Origin of the sequence: Streptomyces sp. NPDC047853 (genome assembly GCF_043204535.1) — a bacterium.
Classification (GTDB): Bacteria; Actinomycetota; Actinomycetes; order Streptomycetales; family Streptomycetaceae; genus Streptomyces.
In genome coordinates this window covers 133,089-160,053 of record NZ_JBIDCI010000016.1, presented here as the reverse complement: position 1 = coordinate 160,053, position 26,965 = coordinate 133,089, and the positions used below count along the sequence as shown (strand labels likewise).

At 72.6% G+C, this 26,965-nt stretch carries 23 protein-coding genes; 7 read left to right on the top strand and 16 right to left on the bottom strand.

Annotated elements, in window-relative coordinates:
- Positions 1-34 precede the first annotated feature (34 nt).
- From ACGF5T_RS27265 to ACGF5T_RS27235, 7 genes are all read right to left on the bottom strand, one after another.
- Positions 35-814, bottom strand: a complete 780-nt coding sequence (locus tag ACGF5T_RS27265; RefSeq protein ID WP_356612728.1) for an ABC transporter ATP-binding protein — start codon at positions 812-814, stop codon at positions 35-37.
- Positions 807-1,736 (bottom strand): ABC transporter permease, encoded by a 930-nt coding sequence (locus ACGF5T_RS27260; protein WP_356612727.1) that lies wholly within the window; start codon positions 1,734-1,736, stop codon positions 807-809. The genes ACGF5T_RS27265 and ACGF5T_RS27260 overlap by 8 nt, the downstream gene beginning before the upstream one ends.
- Positions 1,737-1,832: 96 nt before the next feature.
- Positions 1,833-2,705 (bottom strand): glycosyltransferase, encoded by an 873-nt coding sequence (locus ACGF5T_RS27255; RefSeq protein WP_356612726.1) that lies wholly within the window; start codon positions 2,703-2,705, stop codon positions 1,833-1,835.
- Positions 2,706-2,713: 8 nt separating this feature from the next.
- A complete protein-coding gene (locus tag ACGF5T_RS27250; RefSeq protein WP_356612724.1) occupies positions 2,714-3,493 on the bottom strand; it encodes a CDP-alcohol phosphatidyltransferase family protein in 780 nt (259 codons plus the stop codon).
- A complete protein-coding gene (locus tag ACGF5T_RS27245) occupies positions 3,471-4,532 on the bottom strand; it encodes an iron-containing alcohol dehydrogenase family protein (protein ID WP_356612723.1) in 1,062 nt (353 codons plus the stop codon). Before ACGF5T_RS27245 ends, ACGF5T_RS27250 begins: the two co-directional genes overlap by 23 nt.
- On the bottom strand, positions 4,520-5,272 hold the full coding sequence (locus tag ACGF5T_RS27240) for a phosphocholine cytidylyltransferase family protein (RefSeq protein WP_356612722.1): 753 nt from the start codon (positions 5,270-5,272) through the stop codon (positions 4,520-4,522). Before ACGF5T_RS27240 ends, ACGF5T_RS27245 begins: the two co-directional genes overlap by 13 nt.
- A complete protein-coding gene (locus tag ACGF5T_RS27235) occupies positions 5,269-7,110 on the bottom strand; it encodes a DUF5941 domain-containing protein (RefSeq protein ID WP_366767481.1) in 1,842 nt (613 codons plus the stop codon). The genes ACGF5T_RS27240 and ACGF5T_RS27235 overlap by 4 nt, the downstream gene beginning before the upstream one ends.
- A 465-nt stretch (positions 7,111-7,575) precedes the next feature.
- Here ACGF5T_RS27235 and ACGF5T_RS27230 point away from each other — a divergent pair, with 465 nt between their 5' ends.
- Both ACGF5T_RS27230 and idi read left to right on the top strand, forming a co-directional pair.
- Positions 7,576-8,514, top strand: coding sequence for a cation diffusion facilitator family transporter (locus ACGF5T_RS27230; RefSeq protein WP_356612719.1), 939 nt, complete (start codon positions 7,576-7,578; stop codon positions 8,512-8,514).
- Between the two features lie 295 nt (positions 8,515-8,809).
- Positions 8,810-9,403 (top strand): isopentenyl-diphosphate Delta-isomerase, encoded by a 594-nt coding sequence (gene idi, locus ACGF5T_RS27225; RefSeq protein WP_356612717.1) that lies wholly within the window; start codon positions 8,810-8,812, stop codon positions 9,401-9,403.
- Between the two features lie 18 nt (positions 9,404-9,421).
- Here the strand turns inward: idi and ACGF5T_RS27220 are convergent, their stop codons facing one another.
- Positions 9,422-9,874 (bottom strand): ATP-binding protein, encoded by a 453-nt coding sequence (locus ACGF5T_RS27220; RefSeq protein ID WP_356612744.1) that lies wholly within the window; start codon positions 9,872-9,874, stop codon positions 9,422-9,424.
- 203 nt (positions 9,875-10,077) lie between these two features.
- On the opposite strand from ACGF5T_RS27220, the gene ACGF5T_RS27215 reads away from it, so the two are divergent.
- Positions 10,078-10,845, top strand: a complete 768-nt coding sequence (locus ACGF5T_RS27215; protein ID WP_356612716.1) for an enoyl-CoA hydratase/isomerase family protein — start codon at positions 10,078-10,080, stop codon at positions 10,843-10,845.
- Here the strand turns inward: ACGF5T_RS27215 and ACGF5T_RS27210 are convergent.
- Both ACGF5T_RS27210 and ACGF5T_RS27205 read right to left on the bottom strand, forming a co-directional pair.
- Entirely contained in the window at positions 10,832-11,467 is a 636-nt protein-coding gene (locus ACGF5T_RS27210) for a DJ-1/PfpI family protein (protein ID WP_356612714.1), read from the bottom strand. The two genes, ACGF5T_RS27215 and ACGF5T_RS27210, sit on opposite strands and share 14 nt — an antisense overlap.
- A 117-nt stretch (positions 11,468-11,584) precedes the next feature.
- On the bottom strand, positions 11,585-12,613 hold the full coding sequence (locus ACGF5T_RS27205; protein WP_366767480.1) for a GlxA family transcriptional regulator: 1,029 nt from the start codon (positions 12,611-12,613) through the stop codon (positions 11,585-11,587).
- A gap of 136 nt (positions 12,614-12,749) precedes the next feature.
- Here ACGF5T_RS27205 and ACGF5T_RS27200 point away from each other — a divergent pair, with 136 nt between their 5' ends.
- From ACGF5T_RS27200 to ACGF5T_RS27190, 3 genes are all read left to right on the top strand, one after another.
- The gene (locus ACGF5T_RS27200; RefSeq protein ID WP_361018324.1) at positions 12,750-13,619 is read left to right on the top strand and encodes a hypothetical protein; all 870 of its coding nucleotides are present in this window, start codon (positions 12,750-12,752) and stop codon (positions 13,617-13,619) included.
- Positions 13,620-13,713: 94 nt separating this feature from the next.
- Positions 13,714-13,845 carry an LPFR motif small protein gene (locus ACGF5T_RS27195; RefSeq protein ID WP_252100479.1) on the top strand — a complete coding sequence of 44 codons (132 nt, stop codon included), beginning with the start codon at positions 13,714-13,716 and terminating at the stop codon, positions 13,843-13,845.
- A 115-nt stretch (positions 13,846-13,960) separates the two neighbouring features.
- Complete coding sequence (locus ACGF5T_RS27190) at positions 13,961-16,321, top strand: Tex family protein (RefSeq protein WP_366767479.1); 2,361 nt, start codon at positions 13,961-13,963, stop codon at positions 16,319-16,321.
- A 31-nt stretch (positions 16,322-16,352) separates the two neighbouring features.
- On the opposite strand, the gene ACGF5T_RS27185 is transcribed toward ACGF5T_RS27190, so the two are convergent.
- Entirely contained in the window at positions 16,353-17,996 is a 1,644-nt protein-coding gene (locus ACGF5T_RS27185) for an ABC-F family ATP-binding cassette domain-containing protein (RefSeq protein WP_366767478.1), read from the bottom strand.
- 35 nt (positions 17,997-18,031) lie between these two features.
- Positions 18,032-19,063 carry an oxidoreductase gene (locus tag ACGF5T_RS27180; protein WP_356612706.1) on the bottom strand — a complete coding sequence of 344 codons (1,032 nt, stop codon included), beginning with the start codon at positions 19,061-19,063 and terminating at the stop codon, positions 18,032-18,034.
- 66 nt (positions 19,064-19,129) lie between these two features.
- On the opposite strand from ACGF5T_RS27180, the gene ACGF5T_RS27175 reads away from it, so the two are divergent.
- Positions 19,130-20,083, top strand: a complete 954-nt coding sequence (locus ACGF5T_RS27175) for an FAD-dependent oxidoreductase (protein WP_366767477.1) — start codon at positions 19,130-19,132, stop codon at positions 20,081-20,083.
- 88 nt (positions 20,084-20,171) lie between these two features.
- Here the strand turns inward: ACGF5T_RS27175 and ACGF5T_RS27170 are convergent, their stop codons facing one another.
- The 4 genes from ACGF5T_RS27170 to ACGF5T_RS27155 form a co-directional block, all read right to left on the bottom strand.
- A complete protein-coding gene (locus ACGF5T_RS27170; protein WP_356610809.1) occupies positions 20,172-21,902 on the bottom strand; it encodes a BCCT family transporter in 1,731 nt (576 codons plus the stop codon).
- A gap of 80 nt (positions 21,903-21,982) precedes the next feature.
- Positions 21,983-23,266: a M14 family metallocarboxypeptidase gene (locus ACGF5T_RS27165; protein WP_356610810.1), complete on the bottom strand. Its 1,284-nt coding sequence runs from the start codon at positions 23,264-23,266 to the stop codon at positions 21,983-21,985.
- Positions 23,263-25,251 (bottom strand): Xaa-Pro dipeptidyl-peptidase, encoded by a 1,989-nt coding sequence (locus ACGF5T_RS27160; RefSeq protein ID WP_356610811.1) that lies wholly within the window; start codon positions 25,249-25,251, stop codon positions 23,263-23,265. The genes ACGF5T_RS27165 and ACGF5T_RS27160 overlap by 4 nt, the downstream gene beginning before the upstream one ends.
- A 105-nt stretch (positions 25,252-25,356) precedes the next feature.
- On the bottom strand, positions 25,357-26,826 hold the full coding sequence (locus tag ACGF5T_RS27155; protein WP_356610812.1) for an amino acid permease: 1,470 nt from the start codon (positions 26,824-26,826) through the stop codon (positions 25,357-25,359).
- Positions 26,827-26,965 lie beyond the last annotated feature (139 nt).

Below are 26,965 nucleotides of genomic sequence, written 5' to 3'. Positions count from 1 at the left end.
GGAACAGTTCCGGCGGGGCCCCCGGCGTGTCGTCCTACTTGCCCGTGAACTTCTCGTACTCCTTGAGCACCTCGTCGGTCGGGCCGTCCATCCGCAGCTCGCCGCGTTCCAGCCACAGGACGCGGTTGCAGGTGTCCCGGATGGACTTGTTGTTGTGGCTGACCAGGAAGACGGTGCCGGCTTCCTTCTTCAGCTCCCGGATGCGCTCCTCGGAGCGCGCCTGGAACTTGCGGTCGCCGGTGGCGAGGGCCTCGTCGATCATCAGGACGTCGTGGTCCTTGGCGGCGGCGATGGAGAACCGCAGCCGGGCCGCCATGCCCGAGGAGTAGGTGCGCATCGGCAGGGTGATGAAGTCGCCCTTCTCGTTGATCCCGGAGAAGTCGACGATGTCCTGGTAGCGCTCCTTGATCTGCTCGCGGGACATGCCCATGGCCAGACCGCCGAGGATGACGTTGCGCTCGCCGGTGAGGTCGTTCATCAGGGCCGCGTTCACACCGAGGAGCGAGGGCTGGCCGTCCGTGTAGACCTTGCCGCGCTCCGCGGGGAGCAGGCCTGCGATGGCCCGCAGCAGGGTCGACTTGCCCGACCCGTTGGAACCGATCAGGCCGATGGCCTCGCCCCGGTAGGCGGTGAAGGACACGCCCCGCACGGCGTGCACCTTGCGCACGCCCCGGTCCTCGCCCCGCTTGATGATGCGGCTGAGAGCCGCGGTCGCGCTGCCCTTGCCGGTCCTGGCGCCGTTGACCCGGTAGACGATGTGCAGTTCGTCCGCGATGACCGTCGGCACCCGCTCGCCCTGCTGCTGCTCAGCCACGGCCGTACCTCTCCTCCGCCTTCCAGAAGTACACGAAACCGCCCACGGCCAGGACCCCGGCCCAGCCGAGCGCGACCGCCCAGACGTGCGGCGGCAGGTTCTCCGAGCCGTACCCGTCGATCAGCGCGAAGCGGATCAGGTCCATGTAGACGGCGGCCGGGTTCCACTGGAGGACGTCCGCCAGCCAGGCCGGCTTGTCCTCCAGCATGATCGGGATGGAGAACATGACGCCCGACGCGTACATCCACGTCCGCATGATGAACGGCATCAGCTGGGCCAGGTCCGGCGTCTTGGCGCCCATCCGGGCCACGATCAGCGCCAGGCCCATGTTGAAGAGGAACTGCAGGAGCAGCGCCGGGACGACCAGCAGCCAGGACAGGGTGGGGTAGCTGCCGAAGCCGATCACCACCGCGAACAGGACGATCATCGACGCCAGGAGCTGCTGGAGCTGCTGGAGGGCGAAGGAGATCGGGAGCGAGGCGCGCGGGAAGTGCAGCGCCCGCACCAGGCCGAGGTTGCCGGAGATCGCGCGCACGCCCGCCATCGCCGAGGACTGGGTGAAGGTGAAGACGAACACACCCGTCACCAGGAACGGGATGTACACGTCCTTCGGCATGCCCTTGCCGGCGTTCAGGATCAGACCGAAGATCGTGAAGTAGACGAACGCGTTCAGCAGGGGCGTGGCCACCTGCCACAGCTGGCCGAGCTTGGCCTGGCTGTACTGCGCGGTCAGCTTCGCCTGGGAGAAGGCGAGGATGAAGTGCCGCCGGCTCCAGAGCTGACGGACGTACTCGGCGAGGGACGGCCGGGCCCCGCTCACCGACAGTCCGTACTTGGCGGCGAGCCGGGCCGGTGTGAGGCCCTCGTCGGGCGACACGGGCTTGGTCATGGCGACCGTGCCGTCGTGCGTTGTCTCACTCACTGGGGGAAACTTTCGTCTTCGGAGTGCTCGGCCGCGCGGGCCTGGCATGGACCTGTTGGCCCCGGGCGAGCCGGGACGCTTCCGGACACGAGCTTGTCAGATCACGGGAGGCCGGCCCAGCCGGGTCAGCCGCCACACCGTACGCCACCTCATGGGCCGGCGGGGGCCGCAGGGGGTGGCCCAGCCCTCGCGGAAGCCGCCGAACCAGGCCTTCAGGGCCGGTCGCGAGGGGCGGCGCAGCAGGGTGAGCAGCATCCACACGCCGAGGTAGACCGGGACCAGGAGCGCGGGAAGGTTTCGGCGGGCGAGCCAGACGCGGTTGCGGGCGACCATGCGGTGGTAGACCGCGTGCCGCGACGGCGCGGTCGTGGGGTGGTTCAGCACCATGTCCGACCGGTAGTCGATCATCCAGCCGGCGTCGAGGGCCCGCCACGCCAGGTCGGTCTCCTCGTGGGCGTAGAAGAACGCGTCCGGCAGACCGCCGACCTGGGTGAGGACGCGGGTGCGTACGGCGTTGGCGCCGCCGAGGAAGGTGGTGACCCGGGAGGAGCGCATCGGGTCGGAGGCGCGCAGCCGCGGGACGTGCCGGCGCTGCGTCTCGCCGGTGTCCGGGTCGGCGATGCGGAAGCTGATGATGCCGAGCCGGTCGTCGGCCGCGAAGGCCTCGCGGCACAGCTCGGCGGTGTCGGTGCGGGCGAGCAGGCCGTCGTCGTCCAGGAAGAGCAGGATGTCGACGTCGCTGCCGCCCGGCCCGAAGGCCTCGATGCCGACGTTGCGGCCGCCGGGGATGCCCAGGTTCTCGGGCAGCTCGACGGTGCGCACGCCCTCGGGCACCTCCGGGACGGGCGAGCCGTTGCCGACGACGACCACCTCGACCGGGTCGCCGTCCTGCCCGGCGACCGAGTCGAGCAGGGCGCGCAGCTCCGCGGGGCGGTTGCCCATCGTGATGACGACGGCGCCGACCTTCATGGCCCCGCTCACTTCAGCCTGCTGGAGGCGAGGATGGACACCAGGTGCAGGAGGGTCTGCAGCAGCGCGATGCCGGCGAGCACGGCGGTGCCGAGGCGGGTGAAGAAGAGGTCGCCGCGGCTCTCGTCGACGATGGCGAGGACGAGGATCAGCAGCGACGCCTCGATGCCGAGGATCAGCCGGTGGAACTTGAGCGCCCCGGCGGCCCGGCGGGCCAGCGCCATGCCGGAGGAGCGCGGCTCGGACGCGGACTCCTGGACCGGCTCCTTCCCGGTCTGGTGCCGGGCGACGCCGACGAGGTCGGTCTCGGCCTTGATCAGGATGGCGCCGAGAGCGGCCAGGGTGCCCAGGAAGGCCCACAGCCAGTCGATGCGTCCGGTGCCCCAGATGTCGGCGGCGCGCAGGCCGAGGCCGACCAGGACCGCGGCGTCCGTCAGGTAGGCACCGACCCGGTCCAGGTAGACCCCGCCGAGCGAGTACTGCTTCTTCCAGCGGGCGACCTCGCCGTCGACGCAGTCCAGCAGCAGGTACAGCTGGACCGCCACGACGCCGAGTACGGCGCCCGTGATCCCCGGCACCAGCAGCGCCGGGGCCGCGAGCACGCCGCAGACGGTCATCAGGTACGTGAGCTGGTTGGGCGTGACCCTGGTGTTCACCAGGTAGCGGTCGATCCGCAGCGAGACCTCGCGCATGTAGAGGCGTCCCGCCCAGTGCTCACCGCTGCGCCGGTCCTTGACCCCGGCGGGGTGGACGACCGGACGTAGTTCAGCTACCGATGGCCTTGACATAGTCGGCGTACAGGTCCTTGATCTGGTCGGTGTTCAGGTCGAGGTGCTCGAGGATCGTGTAGCGGCCGGGCCGGGTCTGCGGGGCGTACTCCACGGCCCGGAAGAACTCCTCCGGGGTGAACCCGATCTCCTCCGGCAGCACCGGAAGCCCGTGCCGGCGCAGCACCTCGGCCATCTGGGCGGACTCCTCGTGGGCCCCGCGCAGGTACATCGCGAAGGCCGCGCCCAGGCCGCACTGCTCGCCGTGGGCGGCCGCGCGCTGGGGGAAGAGCAGGTCGAAGGCGTGGTTGATCTCGTGGCAGGCGCCCGAGGCGGGCCGCGAGTCACCGGAGACCGACATGGCGATGCCGGTCAGGACCAGGCCCTCGGCGAGCACCTGGAGGAAGTCGTTGTCGCCGACGCCGCCCGGGTGGCGCAGGACGGCCTCGCCGGCCTGGCGGGCCATCGCGGCGGCCAGGCCGTCGATCCGCTCGCCCTTGACCCGGTTGGCCAGCTCCCAGTCCGCGATCGCGGAGATGTTGGAGACGGCGTCGCCGATACCGGCGCGCACGAACCGCACCGGGGCCTCGCGGATGACGTCCAGGTCGATCACGACGGCGATCGGGTTCGGGACGCCGTAGGAGCCGCGGCCCGCGTCGTTGTCCAGGGTGGCGACCGGCGAGCACAGGCCGTCGTGCGCGAGGTTGGTCGGCACGGCGACCAGCGGGAGGCCGATGCGGGCGGCCGCGAACTTGGCGCAGTCGATGATCTTGCCGCCGCCGAGGCCGACGACCGCGTCGTAGTGACCGGCCTTCATGGCGCCGGCCAGCTTGATCGCGTCGTCCAGGGTGCCGCCGCCGACCTCGAACCAGTCGGCGCCGGGAAGCGACGGGGCGACGCGCTCGCGCAGCCGGGCGCCCGAGCCGCCGCTGACGGCGACGGCGAGCTTGCCCGAGTGGGAGATGCGCTCGTCGGCGAGCACGCACCCCAGGTCGTCGAGGGCACCCGCGCGGATGTCCACGACGACCGGCGACGGGATGAGCCTCGTCAGTACTGGCACGCGATCTCCCTGCCCTTGGCGAGGTCGTCGTGGTTGTCGATCTCGACCCACTTGACCTCGCCGATCGGCGCCACGTCGACCTTGAAGCCGCGGTTGACCAGCTCCTGGTAGCCGTCCTCGTAGTACAGCTGCGGGTCGCGCTCGAAGGTCGTCTTCAGGGCGTCGGCCAGCTCCGCGGCGGCCTCGCCCTCGATGAGGGTGACGCCGATGTACTCGCCGGTCGCCTCGGAGGGGTCCATCAGCTTGGTGATGCGCTGGACGCCCTTGTCGGGGTCGACGACGACCTTCATCTCCTCCTCGGCGAGGCTCTTCACCGTGTCGAGGGCGAGGATGATCTTCTTGCCGTCGCCGCGGGCGGCGAGCAGCGTCTTCTCGACGGAGACCGGGTGCACGGTGTCGCCGTTGGCGAGGATCACGCCGTCCTTGAGGGCGTCACGGCCGCACCACAGGGAGTAGGCGTTGTTCCACTCCTCGGCCTTGTCGTTGTCGATCAGGGTGAGCTTGACGCCGTACTTCTGCTCCAGCGCCTCCTTGCGGTCGTACACGGCCTCCTTGCGGTAGCCGACGATGATTCCGACCTCGGTCAGGCCGACCTCGGCGAAGTTCGCGAGGGTCAGGTCCAGCACCGTGATGCTCTCCTCCGCCCCCTCGGGGCCGACCGGCACCAGTGCCTTGGGCAGGGTGTCGGTGTAGGGGCGCAGACGCCGGCCGGCGCCGGCCGCCAGCACGAGGCCGATCATGCGGGTTCTCCTTCGTCGTGTACGGCGGGTGCGCCGCCCCGGTGGGCGGCGACCCAGAAGCGGATGCTCTCGACGAGCACCACGAGTGCCACGGCCACGGCGAGGACCGTGAGCGCGACCTTGAACTGTGTGGCGGTGAGGAGCACGGCCAGCACGGTGATCACCAGCGTGCGGCCCTCGTGCCCCCCGATCGTCCGCACCAGCCACTGCGGCGGCGCGCCCGCGCCACCGCGGATGCGGTAGACCGTGTCGTAGTGATGGTAGGCGACTGCCGCAACCAGGCCGAAAGCCGCCGGAAGGGCCCCGTTCACGTCCGCTTTCGCCGCCAGTACCAGCACGGTGCCGTACTCGGCGGCGCGCAGGAACGGGGGGACCAGCCAGTCGAGGGCGCCCGTGAGGGGGCGGGCGACGGCGAGACCGGAGGTCAGGACGTAGGCGACGGCCGCGACGGCCGGCCAGGGGCCGCCGAAACCGGTGACCGCCGCCGTGACGACGACGGCGAGGCCGCCGAGGACGGCGACGGCGGGGGCGGTGAAGCCCGGCAGCCGGCGGGCGGGCCTGCGCAGCCCCGCGGCGACGGCCTCGGCGAGCGGGCCGGAGTCGGCGAGGTCGGCCAGCGCCTTCGCGGCCCGGTCGGTGCGCGTCGCCTTCCGGGTCAGCGAGCGCAAAACCCGGCCGGCGGTGGTGTACGTGGCGGCGAAGGCGCAGCCGACCAGCAGCGCGTAGAAGGTGATGCGCGGGGTGGTGACCGCGGTCAGCACGGCGATCATGGCCCAGCGTTCACCGATGGGCAGGACGATCATGCGGCGCACCCAGACCGTCCAGCCGACGCTGTCCAGCTTGTCGGAGAGGGCGGCGGTGGGGCTGGTGTTGGCCGCGGCGTCGTGATTGGCCTCGTTGAAGGAGAAGTCGACGACGTGCCGGCAGGTCTGGAGGACCATCGCGCCGAGGGCCAGGGCCCACACGTCGTCGCCGCCGCGGGCTGCGCCCAGGGCGAGGCCCGCGTAGTAGGCGTACTCCTTGGCCCGGTCGAAGGTGGCGTCCAGCCAGGCGCCGAGCGTGGAGTACTGCAGGGAGTAGCGGGCGAGCTGTCCGTCGGTGCAGTCGAGGACGAAGGAGGCGATGAGCAGGACGCCGGCGGCGACGAACCCGCCGCGGGTGCCGGTGGCCGCGCAGCCCGCCGCTATCAGCGCGGTGATCAGCGAGGCGGTGGTGACCTGGTTGGGGGTCAGTCCGCGGCGCGCGCACCAGCGGGCGAGGTAGCGGGAGTAGGGGCTGATGAAGAAGGTGGTGACGAAGCCGTCGCGGGCCTTCACGGCCGACTTCAGACGTACGGCCTCGTCGTCGACGGCGGCCACGGACTGCCGTGCCTCGTTGCGGGCCTGCGGGTCCGCGGGGACGGCCGCGACGAGGCTGCCCAGCTCGGGCCGGTGCACGTCGGCGCCGTCGGCGTCGAGGGCGGCGGTGATCCGGTCGGGGAGGCTCTCCGGGATCCCTTCGCCCGCCCTCACGTGCGTGGGAGCGGGGCCGCCGACGGCGAGGTTCTCGCGGGCCATCGCGCGGGTGAGGACCTGGCGGGCCTCCGGCCGCGCGGTCACGGCGCCCGGGACCGCGGCGAGCGGGAAGCGGGGGTCGGTGAGGCCCAGGCGCAGGGAGTGCAGGTGGCCGACGAAGCGGGCGTCGACCAGGGCGACCCGCTCTCCGGCGGACACCTGGGCGAGCAGCAGCTCGGCGTCGGCCGCACCGGAGGCGGCACGCACCTCGAAGCCCAGGGACCGCAGCTCGCTCTCGATCGACGAACCGGGGACCGGCTGACCGGTGAGGATGGCGGTCGGCAACCGAACTCACTCCCTGGTGCCGACGCCCGGGGCGCCGGTCCTGTGCATGGTGGGACGCCCGCGCCTGCGGCACCCGGGCGGCATGTCGGCAGAGGTTATCGGATGCCCCGAACGCCGTGTTCACCGCCCGTTTCACGGTCGGTCGGCACCCCGTGCACCCGTCTTTGCCGCGATCATCATCGTGGATGCGGGCCCCGCCCCACAAACCGCGCTCCCAGACCGGGCATCGCGGACATCGCGAAGCGTCCGAGGGCGGGTACGGAGGGTCATCGCGCCGGATGGGCGGCGGTGCTCGACCGCGGCTCGGACGACCCTCACCCGCGCCTCGAAGGCTCTGACCTGCACAACGTTTCCGCAGGTCAGAGCAGATGACAACGGTGTTCAGTGCCGCGTTGCCCGATACCCCCCGCCCGTAGTTCACTGTGAGCCGGACACCGGTGGCGAGGACACGGGAGGCGGCTTCTCATGGGGGCTGGGCACGATCACGGGCATGCGCACGGGGCGCGCGCCGGGGGCACGGCGACCGCCGCGTACCGGGGCAGGCTCCGGGTAGCGCTGGGGATCACGCTCTTCGTCATGGTGGTCCAGATCGTCGGCGGCATGCTCGCGGACTCCCTCGCCCTGGTCGCCGACGCCGCGCACATGGCGACCGACGCCCTGGGGCTCGGCATGGCGCTGCTCGCCGTCCACTTCGCGAGCCGCCCGCCGAGCGACCGGCGCACGTTCGGCTTCGCCCGGGCGGAGATCCTCGCGGCCCTGGCCAACTGCGTGCTGCTGCTCGGCGTCGGCGGCTACGTGCTGTTCGAGGCGATCGAGCGCTTCATCACACCCGCCGACACCGAGGGCGGGCTGACCGTCGTGTTCGGCGTGATCGGCCTGGTCGCCAACACGGTCTCGCTGACCCTGCTGATGCGGGGTCAGAAGGAGAGCCTGAACGTGCGGGGCGCCTTCCTGGAGGTGGCGGCCGACGCGCTGGGCTCGGTGACCGTGATCGTCTCGGCGCTGGTGATCCTGGCCACCGGCTGGCAGGCGGCGGACCCGATCGCCTCGCTGGTCATCGGCGTGATGATCGTGCCGCGGACCTGGCGCCTGCTCCGCGAGACCCTGGACGTGCTGCTGGAGGCCGCACCCAAGGGCGTGGACATCGCCGAGGTGCGCGCCCACATACTGGCGCTGGACGGGGTGGAGGACGTCCACGACCTGCACGCCTGGACGATCACCTCGGGCCTGCCGGTGCTCTCGGCGCACGTGGTGGTGAACGGCGAGGCACTGAGCGCGATCGGCCACGAGAAGATGCTCCACGAGCTGCAGGGCTGCCTCGGCGACCACTTCGACGTGGAGCACTGCACCTTCCAGCTGGAGCCCGGCGGCCACGCGGAGCACGAGGCACGGTTGTGTCACTGAGCCGCGTCCCCCGGCAAGCTGCCGGAGGGGGCGCGCGCGTGAGGGAACGCGCCGGGCGGCGCGGCCGTCCGCCGGTCGATCGCTTCCTGTCTCCCGGGCACTCGGACCGATGACGCCCCCGCGCGGTTCCCGGCCCCGGCGGTCGGGAACGATCAACCTTCGGGCCCGCCTCGGCGTCCGACCGGTCACGACCGCGGCCCGCGCCGCAGCGGGACATGCGGAGTGCCGGGAAGTGCCGAGAGTGCCGGATTCGTACGGCACACTTGGGGCGCGAGGACCGATGTGAAGGATGGGTATGCCGATCACTCCTGCCACCGCGACGCACAACGCGTCGAACGGCACCGCGGACGCGATTTTGCTGGAACTGGTCGACGAGGACGGCGTGACGATCGGCACCGCGGAGAAGCTCTCCGCGCACCAGCCGCCCGGACGGCTGCACCGCGCGTTCTCCGTGTTCCTGTTCGACGAGCGGGGGCGGCTGCTGCTCCAGCAGCGGGCGCTCGGCAAGTACCACTCCCCCGGTGTGTGGTCCAACACCTGCTGCGGTCATCCCTATCCCGGTGAGGCGCCCTTCGCGGCGGCGGCCCGGCGGACGTACGAGGAGCTGGGGGTCTCCCCGTCGCTGCTGGCCGAGGCCGGCACGGTGCGCTACAACCACCCGGACCCGGCCTCGGGGCTGGTGGAGCAGGAGTACAACCACCTCTTCGTGGGTCTGGTGCAGGCGCCGCCGCGACCCGACCCGGAGGAGGTGGCCGAGACGGCCCTGGTGTCTCCGGCCGAGCTGATCGAGCGGCACGGGAAGGACACCTTCTCCGCGTGGTTCATGACGGTGCTGGACGCGGCCCGGCCCGCCGTCCGCGAGCTGACGGGACCGTCGGCCGGCTGGTGAGCCCGGTCCGGGGCCTGTCTAGCGCAGAGCGGGTTCGAGCGGCAGGGCGACCCAGATCACCTTGCCGCCGCCCGCGGTGTGGGCCACGTCGCACGCCCCGCCCGCCTCGCGGGTGATCTCCCGGACCAGGAGCAGCCCGCGCCCGCCCGTCCGGCCGTGATCGGTCTCCAGGGCGGTCGGGCGGTAGGGATGGTCGTCCTCCACGGACACCCGGACCCACTCGGGCCCCACCGCGACCTCCACGGCGAGCACCGGTGAGAGCACCGCCGCGTGCCGGACGGCGTTGGTGACCAGCTCGGACACGATCAGGAGCAGGCCCTGCGTCACGTCGTCCGAGACCGGGACGCCCTGGCGCACCAGCAGGTCCCGCACGGCGTGCCGCGCCTGCGGGACCGACTCGTCCACGGCGGGGGCGGTGAACCGCCAGACGCCTTCGTACGGCAGCGGCCCGGCGGGCCCGGTCTCGTCCATCGTCCGGTCGCCACCCCTGGGCTCGATTGTCACCACACCCCTGAGTGTTGGGAACGCGTCCCTTCCTTCCGGGAAAGTGAACACAAGTCAGCGGGTATCGAGCGCTTCTGACCATCGGCGTATGACACGGTCAGGTGTGGGACCGTTCCTGTCCCACCCGCATCGTCCGTGCGGTCCCCCGGTCGGCGGATAGCATCCGGGCCATGGAGCCGCAGCTGCTGCACCGGGTCACCGACTCGGTCGCCACCGTAGTCGTCCACCATCCCGCCAAGCGCAACGCCATGACCGCCGCGATGTGGCGGGCGCTGCCTCCGCTGCTCGACGCCCTGGCGGACGATCCGGCGGTGCGGGCGCTCGTACTCACCGGCGAGGGCGCAACGTTCTGCGCCGGGGCCGACATCTCGACGCTGCGGGAGTCCGCGGAGGAGGCGCAGGGACTGGCCGTCCGCGCCGAGGAGGCCCTCGCGTCCTTCCCCAAGCCGACGCTGGCCGCCGTCCGCGGTCACTGCGTGGGCGGTGGGGCGCAGTTGGCGGCCGCCTGCGATCTGCGGTTCGCCGAGGAGACCGCGCTGTTCGGGGTGACCCCGGCCAAACTGGGGGTGGTGTACCCGGCGTCGTCGACCCGGCGGCTGGTGTCGCTGACCGGACCGGCCACCACGAAGTACCTGCTGTTCTCGGGGGAGTTGATCGACGCGCAGCGGGCGCTGCGCACGGGGCTGGTCGACGAGGTGCTGCCGGAGGGCGGACTCGGCGAGCGGGTCGACCGGTTCGCCCGGCTGCTGGTGTCGCGCTCGCAGCTGACCCAGGCCGCGGCCAAGGAGTTCGCGAACGGGCGCACGGACCGGGACGCGTACTGGACCGCGCAGGCCCGCGGCAGCGGCGACACCGCCGAGGGGGTCGCCGCCTTCCTGGAGCGCAGGCAGCCGCGTTTCGACTGGAGCGCGCCGACGGGCGTGACTACGTCAGGATGAACCTGCTCCTGCCGCGGAACTCCTCCACGAGGTGGGCGGGCGCCTTCTGCGGCGACCCGGCGTCGTAGGGCGGCTGCGGGTCGTACTCGGTCAGCAGCTGGACCGCCCGGGCGTGGTCGTCGCCGGCGATCCGGCCGAGCAGGGTCAGGCCCATGTCGATGCCGGAGGAGACGCCCGCCGCGGTGACGTACTTGCCGTCGGTGACCACCCTCTCGCCGGTCGGTTCGGCGCCGAACCGTTCGAGGAAGGGCAGGGCCAGCCAGTGCGAGGTGGCGCGGCGGCCCGCCAGCAGGCCGGCGGCGGCGAGCAGCAGCGAGCCGGTGCAGACCGAGGTGGTCCAGGTGCTGGTGGCGTCGGCGGTGCGCAGCCAGTCCAGCAGGGTCTCGTTCTCCATCTGCGCCGTCTGGCCGGGGCCGCCCGGCACGACGACGATGTCCGGGGCGGGCACCTCGGCCAGCGTCCGGTCGGCGGTGAGCGCGAGGTTCCCGGTGTCGGTGCGCACCGGGCCCGCCTGTTCGGCGACGAAGACCGTCTCCGCGTCCGGGAGGCGGCCGAGGGTCTCGTAGGGGCCGACGGCGTCCAGGGCCGTGAAGCGGTCGAAGAGGAGGATGGCTGTCTGCACGGGGTTCCTTCCGGTGCGCGGCCCCGGGCGGGCCGGGTGTCTTGTGGTGCGGGGCGGGGGCTCGCTTCGGGCTTCGGGCTTCCGGTCCTGGTCACCGGTGTCGCGTACGGGGCCGGGTCACCCGCCGGCTGAACGGTCCCGCGTCGCGGGGGTGCCGGTGAGCCCGGTGCCGGGGGTGGTGCGGGGCGGGTCGGTCGGGGCGGGCCGGAAGCGGCGGCGGTACTCGGCCGGGGCCGTGCCGAGGGCCCTGACGAAGGCGCGGCGCATGGCCTCCGGGGTGCCGTAGCCGCTGGCCCGGGAGACCTGGTCGACGCCCGCGCCGGTGTCCTCCAGGAGCCGGCGGGCGTGCTCGATCCTGACCCGGTCGACGTACCGGCCGGGTGTCGTGCCGGTCTCCGCCCTGAAGGCCCGGGCGAAGTGGCGGGGCGAGAGGCCCGCGCGGGCGGCGAGGGAGTCGACGCCCAGATCGGCGCCGGGGTGCTCGGTGATCCACCGCTGCACCTCCCGCAGGGGCTCGCGTCGTGCGGTCTGGGCGGCGAGCTGGGCGCTGAACTGGGCCTGGTTCCCGGGCCGGCGCAGGAACACGACCAGGTGGCGGGCGATGGTCAGGGCCGTCTCCCGGTCCAGGTCCTCCTCGACCAGGGCCAGGGCGAGATCGATGCCGGAGGTGACCCCGGCGGACGTGGCGACGTGGCCGTCGCGGACGTAGATCGGATCGGGGTCGACGTCCACGGCCGGGTGGTCGCGGGCGAGCCGGTCGCAGTAGGCCCAGTGGGTGGTGGCGCGGCGGCCGTCGAGCAGGCCCGCCCGGGCGAGCAGGATCGCCCCGGTGCAGACGGAGACCAGGCGCCGGGCGCGCGGCCCGTGTCCCCGCAGCCACGCGATCAGGCGCGGATCGGGATCCCGGGTCCCCTGGCCGCCGGGGACGATCAGGGTGTCCGGACCGGATGCCACGGCGAGCGCCTGGTCGGGTACGACGGTCAGACCGCTGGACGTGCGCACCGGGGCTCCGTCCAGCGAGGCGGTGCGGATGCGGTAGGTCCCCGGGGTGTGCTTCTCGGCGCCCGCGAAGACCTCCACGGGGCCGGTGACATCGAGGCTCTGGACGTCGTCGAACAGGACGAGGAGGACGGTTCGCTGCGCCATGCCCTCGATGGTGCGTCCGCACGGCGATGGCCGCAATGACGAGTTTCCCACCTTTCCTGCCATGCCGGTGCGGTGCCCGGAAGGGACGGCGCCCAGGGCCTGGAGGACGTACTGAGCGGTTGGTAACGTGCGTGGCATGACAACCGCCGTCCTCGACGCACGCGCCGGCCGCCGCTGCCACAACGCGCTCAACACGCTGCACTCGACGCACTACTTCTCGCCTGACCTGGGCCGGGAGCTGGGCGCCCTCGGAGTCACCGACCCCCGGGCCGTCAACTTCGCGGCACGCGCCGCCGCGCTGGGTCCGGTCGGCGCCGGAGTCGTGACGGCGACCTTCTACAACTACCGGCACGACCTCGTCGCCCGGCACGTGCCCGCCGTGTGGGAGACCGTCACACCGGGGCAGGCCCTGGCGGCACGGGAGCGGGCCGTCGACGCGACCCTGCGCCGGCTGCTGGGCGAGGAGATCCTGACCTCCCCGCAGATGTCGGAGGCGGCCGGTCTGGCGCTGCGCGCCGCCGAGGGCTGCGCCCGCGGCGCCCGCCCCCTCTACGCGGCCCACGCCGACCTCCCGGTGCCGAAGGCACCACACCTGGCGTACTGGCACGCGGCGACCCTGCTGCGCGAACACCGGGGCGACGGCCATGTCGCCGCGCTGGCGGCCGCGGGCCTGGACGGTCTGGAGGCGCTGGTGACGCACACCGCGACCGGCAAGGGCATGACACCGAAGTGGATCTTCAACACCCGGGGCTGGAGCCGGGAGGAGTGGGACGCGGCGACGGACCGGCTGCGCGGGCGCGGGCTGCTCGACGGGGCCGGTGAGCCGACCGGAGCGGGTGCGGCGCTGCGCGACGAGATCGAGCGGGAGACGGACCGGTTGGACGCGGCCCCCTACGCGCACCTCGGCGTGGACGGCGTGGCCCGGCTCACGGAGCTGGCAACGGCCTTCGCCCGTACGGCGGTCGGCGCCGGCGCCTTCCCGGCGGACCTGCTCGGCAGGGCGTGACACCGGTCCGGGCGGGCCGCGGGGCATGTTCGGCCGCTGACGAGGTACCCGTACTGTCCCGGCCGGAGGGGCCGGGAGAGGAAAGGGGCTTTTCGTGTTCCGTGCCATCGCAGACGTCCTGCGCCAGATCGGCGGCGCCGTCGCCACCGTCGTGACTCTTCCGTTCCGCGCCGTGGCCCGGCTGTTCGGCGGGGCCTCGTCCTCCACCCGCAGCCGCAGGGTGTGATCCCGGGCCCGGAAGCGACCGTCCCGACCCGGCCCAGGTGGCGCCCTGATCCCCGATCGGTGGCGCCACCTGCCACAATTGCCGCGCAACCTCTGTGAGAAGGCGGTACGGGATCGTGACGACACCCGGGTCCAGCGCGTCCATCGACGTGCGGTCCATCGAGAGCAGGATCGCCGAGGAGCTCGGCGTACGGGAGCGGCAGGTGCGGGCCGCGGTGGAGCTGCTCGACGGCGGCTCGACGGTGCCCTTCATCGCCCGCTACCGCAAGGAAGCGACCGAGATGCTCGACGACGCGCAGCTGCGCACGCTCGAGGAGCGGCTGCGCTACCTGCGGGAGCTGGAGGAGCGGCGCGCGGCGATCCTCGACTCGGTGCGCGAGCAGGGCAAGCTCACCGAGGAGCTCGAAGCGCGCATCCGCACGGCGGAGACCAAGGCGCGCCTGGAGGACATCTACCTTCCGTTCAAGCCCAAGCGGCGCACGAAGGCGCAGATCGCGCGCGAGGCCGGGCTGGAGCCGCTCGCCGAGGGCCTGCTCGGCGACCCGTCGGTCGACCCGCTCGCCGCGGCGGCCGCGTTCGTCGACGCCGACAAGGGCGTGGCCGATCCGCAGGCCGCCCTGGACGGCGCGCGGTCGATCCTCACGGAGCGCTTCTCCGAGGACGCCGACCTGATCGGCGAGGTGCGCGAGCGGATGTGGGTGCGCGGGCGGCTCGCCGCCAAGGTGAAGGAGGGCAAGGAGGAGGCGGGCGCCAAGTTCGCCGACTACTTCGACTTTGCCGAGCCCTTCACCGAGCTGCCCTCGCACCGGGTCCTCGCGATGCTGCGCGGTGAGAAGGAGGGCGTGCTCGACCTGGTCCTGGAGCCCGAGGAGCCCACCGACGGCCCGTCGTCCTACGAGGGGATCGTCGCGAGCCGCTTCGGCATCGCGGACCGCGGCCGGCCCGGGGACAAGTGGCTCGCGGACACCGTCCGCTGGGCCTGGCGCACCCGCATCCTCGTCCACCTGGGCATCGACCTCCGGCTGCGGCTGCGCACCGCCGCCGAGGACGAGGCCGTGAACGTCTTCGCCGCGAACCTGCGGGACCTGCTGCTGGCCGCGCCGGCCGGTACCCGCGCCACGCTCGGCCTGGACCCGGGCTTCCGTACCGGCGTGAAGGTCGCCGTGGTCGACGCGACCGGCAAGGTCGTGGCCACGGACGTGATCCACCCGCACGTCCCGGCCAACCGCTGGGACGAGGGGATCGCCAAGCTGGCCCGGCTCGCCGCTCAGCACGCCGTGGAGCTGGTGGCCATCGGCAACGGCACGGCGTCCCGCGAGACCGACAAGCTCGCCGGGGAACTCATCGCCAAGCACCCGGAGCTGAAGCTTACCAAGGTGATGGTCTCGGAGGCGGGCGCCTCCGTGTACTCGGCCTCGGCCTTCGCCTCCCAGGAACTGCCGGACATGGACGTCTCGCTGCGCGGCGCGGTGTCGATCGCCCGCCGCCTGCAGGACCCGCTGGCCGAGCTGGTGAAGATCGACCCGAAGTCCATCGGCGTCGGCCAGTACCAGCACGACCTGTCCGAGGTGAAGCTGTCCCGCTCGCTGGACGCGGTCGTCGAGGACTGTGTGAACGGCGTGGGCGTGGACGTCAACACCGCCTCGGCCCCCTTGCTCTCCCGGGTCTCCGGCATCACCTCGGGCCTCGCCGAGAACATCGTCGCGCACCGGGACACCCACGGACCGTTCACCTCGCGGACCGAGCTGAAGAAGGTGTCGCGGCTCGGGCCCAAGGCGTACGAGCAGTGCGCGGGCTTCCTGCGGATCCGGGGCGGCAGCGACCCGCTGGACGCGTCCAGCGTGCACCCCGAGGCGTATCCGGTGGTGCGCCGGATGGTGAAGACCACCGGGCAGGAGGTGGCCGGCCTGATCGGCAACACGTCCGTGCTGCGTTCGCTGAAGCCGGACCAGTTCGTGGACGAGGCGTTCGGTCTGCCGACGGTCACCGACATCCTCAGGGAGCTGGAGAAGCCCGGGCGCGACCCGCGGCCCGCCTTCAGGACGGCCACCTTCAAGGAAGGCGTGGAGAAGCTCTCCGACCTGTCCTCCGGGATGGTCCTGGAGGGTGTCGTGACGAACGTCGCGGCGTTCGGGGCGTTCGTGGACGTCGGCGTGCACCAGGACGGGCTGGTCCACGTGTCCGCCATGTCGAAGACGTTCGTGAAGGACCCGCGGGACGTGGTGAAGCCCGGTGACATCGTCCGGGTCAAGGTGATGGACGTCGACATCCCGCGCAAGCGGATCTCGCTGACGCTGCGGCTGGACGACGAAGCGGCTCCCCAGGGCGAGGAGAAGCGCGAACGCGGCGCACGGCCGCCCAAGCAGCGGGGACAGCAGAAGCGCCAGCCCTCGGGCGGGAAGGGGCGGCCCGCGTCGGCGCCGGCTCCCGCCGACGGGGCGATGGCCGACGCGCTGCGGCGGGCCGGCCTGGCGTAGGCCCCCGGCAGGGTGGCGGGGTGCGACGCGGTTACGCGGACGCCTCCGTCACCCTGCCGTCGGACACCTCCAGACGGCGGGTCACGCGCACCGCGTCCAGCATGCGCCGGTCGTGGGTGATCAGCAGGAGCGTGCCCTCGTAGGCGTCCAGGGCCGATTCCAGCTGCTCGATGGCCGGCAGGTCCAGGTGGTTGGTCGGCTCGTCCAGCACGAGCAGGTTGACTCCGGTGCCCTGGAGCAGGGCCAGCGCGGCCCGCGTGCGTTCGCCGGGTGAGAGGGTCGACGCCGGGCGCACCACGTGGTCCGCCTTGAGCCCGAACTTGGCCAGGAGGGTGCGGATCTCGGCCGGCTCGGTGTCCGGGGTCGCCGCGCGGAAGGCGTCGAGCAGCGACTCGGGGCCGTGGAACAGCGCGCGGGCCTGGTCGACCTCGCCGAGCAGGACGCCGGAGCCGAGGGCCGCGTGGCCGGCGTCGAGCGGGACGCGGCCGAGGAGGGCGGCGAGGAGCGTGGACTTGCCCGCGCCGTTCGCCCCGGTGACCGCCACCCGGTCCGCCCAGTCGATCTGCAGGGAGACCGGGCCGAGGACGAAGTCGCCCCGCCGGACCTCGGCGTCGCGCAGGGTGGCGACCACCGCGCCCGAGCGGGGCGCCGAGGCGATCTCCATCCGCAGGTCCCACTCCTTGCGCGGTTCCTCGACGACCTCCAGGCGCTCGATCATGCGCTGGGTCTGGCGGGCCTTGGCGGCCTGCTTCTCGCTGGACTCGCTGCGGAACTTGCGGCCGATCTTGTCGTTGTCACCGGCCTTGCGCCGGGCGTTCTTGACGCCCTTGTCCATCCAGGAGCGCTGCGTCTGCGCCCGGTCCTGGAGGGCCGCCCGCCGGTCGGCGTACTCCTCGTAGTCGTCGCGGGCGTGCCGGCGGGCCACCTCGCGTTCCTCCAGGTAGCCCTCGTAGCCGCCGCCGTAGAGATTGATCTGCCTCTGGGCGAGGTCGAGTTCGAGGACCTTGGTGACGGTGCGGGTGAGGAACTCGCGGTCGTGACTGACGACGACGGTGCCGGCGCGCAGGCCGGTCACGAAGCGTTCGAGGCGTTCCAGGCCGTCCAGGTCGAGGTCGTTGGTCGGCTCGTCGAGCAGGAAGACGTCGTAGCGGGAGAGCAGCAGGGAGGCGAGGCCGGCCCGGGCCGCCTGGCCGCCGGAGAGCGCAGTCATCGGCTGGTCCAGGTCCACCGTCAGGCCCAGCGCGGCGGCGGTCTCCTCGGCGCGGTCGTCGAGGTCGGCGCCGCCCAGTCCGAGCCAGCGCTCCAGGGCGCCCGCGTAGGCGTCGTCGGCCCCCGGGGCGCCGTCGACCAGGGCCTGGGTGGCCTCGTCCATGACGCGCTGGGCCTCGGTGACGCCGGTGCGGCGGGCGAGGAGGGCCCGGACCGTCTCGCCGGGCCGGCGCTCGGGCTCCTGCGGGAGGTGGCCGACGGTGGCGGTCGGCGGGGAGAGACGCAGCTCGCCCTGTTCCGGCGCGCTCAGTCCGGCCAGCAGCCGCAGGAGGGTGGACTTGCCCGCCCCGTTGGCTCCGACGAGACCGATCACGTCGCCGGGGGCGACGACGAGGTCGAGCCCGGTGAACAGGGAGCGGTCGCCGTGGCCGGCGGCGAGGTTCTTGGCGACGAGGGTGGCAGTCATCAGACCGTGGATTTTACCGGCGCTCCGGGGCCCGCTCACCCGGGCGTCGGGTGCCTCACCTCCGTGACCAGGACACTCCCCGGCGCCCGCGCCACCAGGTAGGCCTCCCCCTTCACCGCCCCGGCGTCCAGGGGGACGCGGTGGCCGCCCGGTTCGAGCACCCCGTCGAAGACCTCGTGGGTGCGGGTGCGGCGGAGACGGTCGAGGCGGTACGCGGTGAGCCGCACCCGGCAGGGCGAGGTGACCTCGACGTCCGCCGTGGCGCCGGTCGCCGTCAGACGGCCCAGCCGGTGCCGGCCGGACGGGCCGCCGCCCAGGGCGTGTTCGACCTGGGCGACGAGCAGCGGAACGATCGGGGCCAGGGCGTCGACCTCGGCCACGTCCACCCCGGCGTCGGCGAAGGCCCGGCGTACGGCCGTGCGCTTCTCGTCCGAGGCGGCGTCACCGAAGACGACGGCGCCGTAGGCCCGCAGTTCCTCGGCGGGCACCGCGCCGGCGTCCTCGGTGATGTCGGCGCCGACGCCGATGGTGCGCAGCGCGGCGGCGAGCCGGGCGGGCAGGGCGGCGCGGGCGCCGATCAGCAGGACCCGGCGGGCGGGGCGCGCGGTGCCGTCGAGCAGGGCGGCGAGGGCCGCGCGGTACTCGGCGCCGGGGAAGCGGTACGGGCCGATGCCGTGGTAGCCGTCGCGTTCCAGGTCGGCGTGTTCGCCGGTCTGCCAGGCGAAGTCGCGCCAGACGAAGTCGTCGCCGTCGCGCAGGATCACGGCGGTCACCGCGCCGCAGGCCAGGTCCTCGCACTCGGGGCAGCCGTAGATGACGTACCGGCCGCCGGGCAGGGGCGCGCCGGTCTCCAGCAGCAGGCCGCGGACCTGTGCGGTGAAGATCGCGGGAGGCACGTCGGAGGCGAGCGGGGAGACGGCGTCCAGGTCGCAGAGGCGGAACAGCAGGGGGCGTCCGTCGACGACGAAGTCCAGGAAATCACGGTGGACCTGGTAGTCGCCGTCGGCGAGCACTCCCCCGGCCCGCATCGCCGGTGTCAGCCCGAAGGTCGCGTACTCGACAGCCATGCGGTGAGTCTTCCCAGGGCGGAGCCGCTCTGCGCACGGCATGACATGTTCCGCTAACGTCCCCGTGTGGATACCGGACGGGATGCCGAGATCGTCGTCGTCGGCGGCGGGGTGGTCGGGCTGACGACGGCCGTCGTCCTGGCCGAGCGGGGCAGGCGGGTGCGGTTGTGGACGCGGGAGCCCGCCGAGCGGACCACCTCCGCGGTCGCCGGCGCGCTGTGGTGGCCGTACCGCATCGAGCCGGTCGCCCTGGCGCGCATATGGGCGCTGCGGTCGCTGGACGTGTACGAGGAGCTGGCGGCGCGGCCCGGGGAGACCGGCGTACGGCTGGTCGAGGGGGTGCTCGGCGAGACCGGACCGGACGAGGTGGACACCTGGGCGGCCGCGCAGCTGCCGGGGCTGCGCGCGGCGACCGCGCGGGAGTACGCCGGGTCGGGGCTGTGGGCACGCCTGCCGCTCATCGACATGTCGACTCATCTGCCCTGGCTGCGGGAGCGGTTGGTGGCCGCCGGCGGTGTGGTGGAGACCCGCGCGGTGACCGATCTGGCGGAGACCGAGGCGCCCGTGGTCGTCAACTGCACGGGGCTGGGGGCCCGGGAGCTGGTCCCGGACCCGTCCGTGCGGCCGGTGCGCGGGCAGCTGGTCGTCGTGGCGAACCCCGGCATCCGGACCTGGACGGTCTCCACCGATCCCGTGTCCGGGGAGATGGCGTACTTCTTCCCGCAGCCCGGCCGGCTGGTCCTGGGCGGCACGGCCGAGGAGGACGCCTGGTCGGCGGAGCCGGACCCCGCGGTCGCGGAGGCGATCGTGCGGCGGTGCGCGGCGCTGCGGCCGGAGATCGCCGGGGCGCGGGTGCTCGGCCACCTGGTGGGGCTGCGCCCGGCGCGGGACGCGGTGCGGCTGGAGCGCGAGCCGCTCCCCGACGGGAGGCTGCTGGTGCACAACTACGGGCACGGCGGCGGGGGCGTCACCGTGGCCTGGGGCTGCGCGCGGGAGGCCGCCGATCTGGCCACCGGCTGACGCGAGGGGCCGGCACGCGTGCGCGTGCCGGCCCCTCGCCGCTCCCCCGCTGCCGGCTCCCGTCGCCGGGCCGGACACCGGGGTCTGCTCAGTGGTGCTTGCCGATGGGGTCGCCCTCCACGTCGGTGCCGGGCCCGGGACCGATGCGGAGCTCGAAGTCGCCCTCGTACTGCTTGTGGCCCTCGATGACGGCCAGTTCCACGGCCTCGGAGGCCATCTCGCCGCGCACGATGAGGGGGTCGCGGCGCAGGTCGCGCATGAGGGCGACGCACATGAAGATCATCACGATGACGAAGGGCGCCGCCGCGAGGATCGTGAGGTTCTGCAACCCGGTCAGCGCGTCCCCCTCACCGCTGCCGACCAGGAGCATGATGGCGGCGACCGCTCCGGTCACCACGCCCCAGAACACCACCACCCAGCGGCTGGGTTCGAGCGCGCCCTTCTGCGAGAGGGTGCCCATCACGATGGAGGCCGCGTCGGCGCCCGAGACGAAGAAGATGCCGACGAGGATCATCACCAGCAGGCTGGTGACGGTGGCGATGGGGTACTCCTGGAGCACGGCGAAGAGCCGGCCCTCGGGGGTCGTCTCGTCGCCGAGCCGGTTCTGCTCCTGGAGCCGCATCGCCGAGCCGCCGAAGATCGCGAACCAGATCAGGCTGACGGTGCTGGGGACGAGGATGACGCCGCCGATGAACTGACGGATGGTCCGGCCCCTGCTGATGCGGGCGATGAACATGCCGACGAAGGGCGTCCAGGAGATCCACCACGCCCAGTAGAAGACGGTCCAGCTGCTCAGCCAGTCCGCGACGCCCTCGCCGCCGCTGATCTCGGTGCGCCCGGCCATCGCGGGCAGGTCGCCGAGGTAGGTGAAGAGCGAGGTCGGCAGCAGGTCGAGGATGAGGATGGTCGGGCCCGCGACGAAGACGAACACCACGAGGAGCAGGGCCAGCACCATGTTGGTGTTGGACAGCCACTGGATGCCCTTCTCCACACCGGAGATCGCGGAGGCCACGAACGCCACGGTCAGCACCGCGATGATGCCGACCAGCAGTCCGGTACTGACCTTGTCCATCCAGTCGAGCTTCTCGACGCCGGAGCCGATCTGCAGGGCGCCGAGGCCCAGCGAGGCCGCCGAGCCGAAGACCGTGGCGATGATGGCCAGGATGTCGATGACCCGGCCGCTGACGCCGTTGGCGTGCCGCTCACCGATGAGGGGGGTGAAGACGGCGCTGATGGTCTGGCGGCGCCGCCTGCGGAACGTGCTGTAGGCGATGCCGAGGCCGACGACCGCGTAGATGGCCCACGGATGGAGGGTCCAGTGGAACAGGGTGGTTGCCATGGCCGTGGCCATGCGGTCGCCCGTGTCGGCGGGGCTGGTCCCGGGCGGGGCGGTCTCGAAATGCGCCAGCGGCTCGCTCACGCCCCAGAACATCAGACCGATGCCCATGCCCGCGCTGAACATCATCGCGACCCAGGACACCGTGCGGAATTCGGGCTCCTCGCCCTCGGCCCCGAGGTGGATGCGGCCGTAGCGGCTGGCCGCGAGCCAGAGGGCGAAGACGACGAAACCCGAGGCGGCCAGGACGAACGCCCAGCCGCCGTTGTGCATCAGGCCGCTCAGCATCGTGCCGGAGGCGTCCTCCAGCGAATCGGTGCCGGCGGCGCCCCAGATGACGAAGGCGAGGGTCAGGGCCGCTGTGACGCCGAAGACGATCCAGTCGGTACGGGGCTTGTGCTCCTGCCCCGGGAGGCCCGCTTCCGCACCCGGAAGCGTGCCTCTCTCGTGGTGTTCCTTGTCGCTCGGTCGGTCCTGCGTCACAGGTGGCACCTTTCACGTCGGTGAGGCTGAAAATAGTCCTCTGCTACGCCCTTACCACGTGCGACACGGAACTCACCTCTTCAGCAGGTGGTGTCGGGTTCACCCACCGTCAGGCGGTACGTCGCCCGCTCGTCCAGGAGCAGCGGCACCAGGGCCCGCAAGGGCTGGCGCAGAGGCACGTAGGCGCCCTCCTCCCCCGTCCGGTGCGCCCGTACACCGTGCAGGGCCAGTTCGTCCCGCACCTCCCTGTACTGGGCGGCGCCGAGCCGGTAGCCGCAGGGCGGGTCCTGGAGCACCTCCCCGGGTTCGGCCGGGTCGTTGTCCGCACCGCCGAGGTACACGGGGCCGGTGTCGGTCAGGCCGGACCACCGGGCGGTCGCGGTGGCCGCCTCGACGGGTCCGCGCCGCCGGTCGGCGAAGCGGAACAGGCCGTCCAGGGCGGCTAGCTGGGAGTCGACCCGGCGCCGGTTGTTCAGGGCCGGGTCCGCGCGTTCGGCGTCGGTGAGCGGGTCGACGCGGCTCTCGATGAGCAGGCCGACCGCGTGCTTGACGCCGGACATGTTCCGCAGGATGCGTTCCTGGCCGTCGCCGGCGGTCTGCCGGATCGGGTCGCCGGTGACGGGGTCGGTCCAGATGCCGTAGGTGCCGGTCGTGTGTCCGTCCGCCTCGGCGGCGGGGCGGACGTACTCCCCGGACAGGCCGCGGGCCTCGTCGTGGACCCGGGCGTGGGTGTTGAGGTTGCGGGGCCAGAGGTCGAACAGGTCCCGGTCGTAGTAGGGGGGTGTGGCGCCGTACTCGTGCAGGTCGTAGAGGACGTCGGGGCGCCGGTCGCGGACGACGGCGGCCAGGGCGCGGGCCTCGGCCGTCCTCAGCGCGAGGTGGTCCCGGTTGACGTCGACGCCGTCGCCGTTGCCGCGGGTGTCGGCGGCCCGGCCGTCGGGGTTGGCGGTGGGGACGACCAGCACGGTGGTGCGGTCCAGGAAGTGCCGGGTCCGCCGGTCCGTCGCGTACGCCAGGTCCCGGACGGTGGACAGGCAGGCCTCGCGGCCGGAGGGCTCGTCACCGTGCTGGCTGCACACGAGGAGCACCTTGTTCGGGGCGGTGGGCCGGCCGATGGTCACCAGTTGGAGCGGGCGGTCCTGCTTCGTGGTGCCGACGCGCTCGACGGTGACGCGGTCGCTCGCCCGGTCGGCGGCCGCGAGCAGCGTCTGCTCCTCGGGCTGCGTGGTCCAGCGGGCGCCGTGCGTCTGCTCGAAGCCGGTGCGGGGCGGTCGGGGCGCGGTGGCGTCGGCGTGGACCGGCGCGGCCAGGAGGGACGCGGCGAGGGCCGCGCCGGTCACGGTGAGGGTGCGCAGGCGTTTCATCGGGCTCCCTTCGGGACGCGGTGCGTCGTGCGCGGCGCGCTCACGCCGTCGAGGGGCGTGGGTGCGGGAGCGGTGGCCGGCGTACCGGCGGTGGCCCTGGCGAACGCGGCGGTGCCGCCGACGAACGGTACGCGCGCGGACGTGCGGGAGAGGTCCAGCGTGAGGGTCGGCGTGTCGGCATGGGGGTCCCCCCAGCTCGGAGAGCTTGGGGGAGGGTCGATGAGGTCCTTGTCGGTGCCCGCGACGATCAGCGCGAGGCGGTGACCGGCCGGGACGACGTGGTCGGTCGCCGCCAGGTCCAGGGTGAGGGTGTAGGCCCTGCCCGGGGTCAGCGGGCGGCCCTGCCACCGGGACGCGTGGTTGCCGAGGTCGGCCCAACCGCGGCTGACGACGGTGTACTCCACGTCGGTGGTCTTCGCCGCCGTCTCCAGGTAGCAGGAGCTGTCGCCCGGCGTGCTGGGGCCCCAGCAGGTGCGGTCGGTGAGGGTGGTGACGCCCTCGCCCCGGTCGCCGTAGTCGCGGATGGTGTCGGGGCCGAGGTCGACGAGGACGGCGGAGAGGTGGGCCGTCGGGGTGCTGGAGCGGGCCGTGACGGTGACCTCGGAGGAGCCGGACAGGCGCAGGTCGCGGGTGAGCGGGGCGGTGACGAAGCCGGCCTTGCCCGGGGTGGGCTCGTCGATGTGCGCGGCCCAGTCGGTCTCGCTCAGGGCGGGGTCGTCGGTGAAGGTCTCGGTGCCGCGGTCTCTGCGCAGGCCGAGGGTGCCGACGCCGGGCCGCGCGCCGTCGGCGGGGCGCAGGGTGGTGGGGGCGGTGGAGCGCGGGGGCCAGGTGCCCGAGGTCTCCCACTGGCCGGGCCGGCGTTCGATGTCGGCCATGGGCTCGTCGTCGATGCCGTTGTCGTAGCCGAGGAGTTCGTGGTCGAACCAGCGGTGCAGGGTGTCCACCCACGCGGCGCGGCGGAAGTCGAAGGGGTCGACGTGGCCGGTCTGGGAGAGCCAGATCTTGCGGTCGACGCCGTTCTTCGCGAGGGCGTCCCACCACGGGCCGACGTGCTGCATGCGGACGTTGAGGTCCTGCATGCCGTGGACGAGGAAGACGCTGGCCTTCACCTTGCCGGCGGCCTTCACGTAGTCGCGTTCGGTCCAGAGCTTCGTCCAGTCGCCGGTGCGCGGGGCGCCGGCGACGAGTTTCTGCTGGACGGCGTCGCACCGCTCGCGGGCGTCGGGGCTGTTGACGTAGTCCGACAGCCAGTCGGGGCCGGAGCCGTAGAGCGGAGCGCCCTGGCTGAAGTAGTAGTCGTACCAGGAGGAGATGGCGGCGATCGGGACGATGGTCTCCAGGCCCTCGACACCGGTGGCGGCGACACCGGCCGCGATCGTGCCGTCCCAGCTCTTGCCGATCATGCCGGTCCTGCCGTTGGTCCACGTCGCCTTGGCGCGCTCGCCGCCGGTGCGGCTGGTGTACGCCTTCGCGCGGCCGTTCAGCCAGTCGACGACCGCCTTCGCGGACCGGACGTCGGAGGGGCCGCCGACGTCGACGCAGCCGTCGGAGCGGTTGGTGCCGGCCAGGTCGACGCCGACGAAGGCGTAGCCGCGCGGCACGAAGTAGTTGTCGTAGTAGAGGGGCATGCCGACGACGTCGCCGTCGGCGTCGTAGGTCTTCTTCTGGCTCTCGTTGCCGCGCCCGCAGCAGGAGTAGTACGGGCTGGCGTCCATGATGACGGGGACCTTCCGTCCCTGCCGGGCGGGTTCGCGGGGGCGGACGATATCGACGGCGACGCGGTCGTCCTCGCCGTCGCCGTCCCCGTCGTGGCCGGTGTCCACCCAGACGGCCTCGCGGACGGCGTCGGCGTAGGAGTGGACGGGTTCGCTCTGTCGCGGTGCGGGGTGGGCGGTCGCGGCGGGCGTGAGGAAGGTTGCCATGAGAGCGGCCGTGGCCGCCGTCGCGAGCGGTCTCCAGATCGTGAAGCGCATGCGTATCGGCATGCGCGGGACGCTACAGCGGTCAACTCCCGTGCAGAAGAGGGCGTTCGGTGGCTCCTGGGGCCGGGGCGCCGCCGCGTGCGGGGCGCCCCGGAGGCCCTCGGTCCGTTACTTCCTCAGGCCGGACAGCTCCTGTTCGGCGTTGGCCGCCACCCGGCGTCGTACGCCGAACCAGCCCGCCACCAGCATCACCGCGATCACCGGGACCAGGTACAGGGTCTTGCGGCCGACCTCGGGGTCGTTCCACATCAGGACGAGGACGGAGAGCAGGAAGACGATCGTGACGATCTCCGTGACCGGACTGCCCGGCAGCCGGAAGTGCGGCCGGGCGACCAGGCCCTCGCGCGCCCGGCGCACGAAGACGAGGTGGCAGATCATGATGATCACCCAGGTGCTGATGATGCCCAGGGAGGCGACGTTCAGCACGATCTCGAAGGCCTTGCTCGGCACCAGGAAGTTCAGGCCGACGCCGAGGACGCAGACCGCGCAGGTCAGCAGGATGCCGCCGTAGGGGACCTGGGTGCGGCTCATCACGCCGGTGAACCTGGGCGCGGAGCCCGCCATCGCCATGGAGCGCAGGATGCGGCCGGTGGAGTACAGGCCGGAGTTCAGGGAGGACATGGCGGCCGTGAGGACCACGAGGTTCATCACGTCGCCGGCCGCCGGGACGCCGATCTTCGACAGGACGGTGACGAACGGGCTCTGGTCGCCCGAGTAGAGCGAACTCGGCAGCAGCAGGGCCAGCAGGACGACCGAGCCGACGTAGAAGAGGGCCACGCGCCACATGATCGAGTTCACCGCGCGCGGGACGACCTTCTCCGGCTCGGCGGTCTCGCCGGCGGCGACGCCGACCAGCTCCAGGGCCGCGTACGCGAAGATCACGCCCTGCATCACCAGGACGACGGGCATCACGCCGTGCGGGAGGATGCCGCCGTGGTCGGTGATCATGCTGACGCCCGGGGTGTGGCCGCCCACCTCGTGCTGGGTGGCCAGCAGGAAGATGCCGATCAGCATGAAGCCGACGAGGGTGGCGACCTTGACGATCGCGAACCAGAACTCCATCTCGCCGAAGATCTTCACCGAGATGAGGTTCACGGCCAGCACGACCGCGAGGGCGATCAGCGCGAGCACCCACTGCGGGATGCTCGTGAACATGCTCCAGTAGTGCGTGTACAGGGCGATCGCCGTGATGTCGGCGATGCCGGTCGTCGACCAGTTGAGGAAGTACATCCAGCCGGCGACGTAGGCGCCCTTCTCGCCGAGGAACTCGCGCGCGTACGACACGAAGGACCCGGAGGAGGGCCGGTAGAGGACCAGCTCGCCGAGCGCCCTGACGACGAAGAAGGCGAAGACGCCGCAGACGAGGTAGGCGATCGCGAGGGCCGGGCCCGCGTCGCGCAGGCGCCCGCCGGCGCCGAGGAAGAGCCCGGTGCCGATCGCGCCACCGATGGCGATCATGTTGACGTGGCGGGCCTTGAGGCCCTTGCTGTAACCGGCGTCGCCCGCGTCCGCGGGGATGGTCCCGGTCGCCTGGGGGTGGGCGGCGACCTGTGCCGTGTCGACGGCGTCCTTGCTCACGGGTGGTTCCACTCTCTGGTGCGCCCGGGCGGGATACGCCCAGGTCGTCCGTACAGTGACGAGGCCCGCACCACCCTTCGCGGCACAGACCAAGGCAGCACCTTCCCACGACGCTGCGTCGTCATGCGGTGGCTCATGT

Bases quoted from the DNA above. Each gene is read 5' to 3' on its own strand.
- idi (WP_356612717.1), top strand. From the start codon at position 8,810: ATGCCGATCACTCCTGCCACCGCGACGCACAACGCGTCGAACGGCACC.
- ACGF5T_RS27185 (WP_366767478.1), bottom strand. From the start codon at position 17,996: ATGACTGCCACCCTCGTCGCCAAGAACCTCGCCGCCGGCCACGGCGAC.
- ACGF5T_RS27230 (WP_356612719.1), top strand. From the start codon at position 7,576: ATGGGGGCTGGGCACGATCACGGGCATGCGCACGGGGCGCGCGCCGGG.
- ACGF5T_RS27165 (WP_356610810.1), bottom strand. From the start codon at position 23,266: ATGAAACGCCTGCGCACCCTCACCGTGACCGGCGCGGCCCTCGCCGCG.
- ACGF5T_RS27160 (WP_356610811.1), bottom strand. From the start codon at position 25,251: ATGCCGATACGCATGCGCTTCACGATCTGGAGACCGCTCGCGACGGCG.
- ACGF5T_RS27255 (WP_356612726.1), bottom strand. From the start codon at position 2,705: ATGAAGGTCGGCGCCGTCGTCATCACGATGGGCAACCGCCCCGCGGAG.
- ACGF5T_RS27250 (WP_356612724.1), bottom strand. From the start codon at position 3,493: ATGTCAAGGCCATCGGTAGCTGAACTACGTCCGGTCGTCCACCCCGCC.
- ACGF5T_RS27205 (WP_366767480.1), bottom strand. From the start codon at position 12,613: ATGGCGCAGCGAACCGTCCTCCTCGTCCTGTTCGACGACGTCCAGAGC.
- ACGF5T_RS27240 (WP_356612722.1), bottom strand. From the start codon at position 5,272: ATGATCGGCCTCGTGCTGGCGGCCGGCGCCGGCCGGCGTCTGCGCCCC.
- ACGF5T_RS27180 (WP_356612706.1), bottom strand. From the start codon at position 19,063: ATGGCTGTCGAGTACGCGACCTTCGGGCTGACACCGGCGATGCGGGCC.
- ACGF5T_RS27215 (WP_356612716.1), top strand. From the start codon at position 10,078: ATGGAGCCGCAGCTGCTGCACCGGGTCACCGACTCGGTCGCCACCGTA.
- ACGF5T_RS27200 (WP_361018324.1), top strand. From the start codon at position 12,750: ATGACAACCGCCGTCCTCGACGCACGCGCCGGCCGCCGCTGCCACAAC.
- ACGF5T_RS27220 (WP_356612744.1), bottom strand. From the start codon at position 9,874: ATGGACGAGACCGGGCCCGCCGGGCCGCTGCCGTACGAAGGCGTCTGG.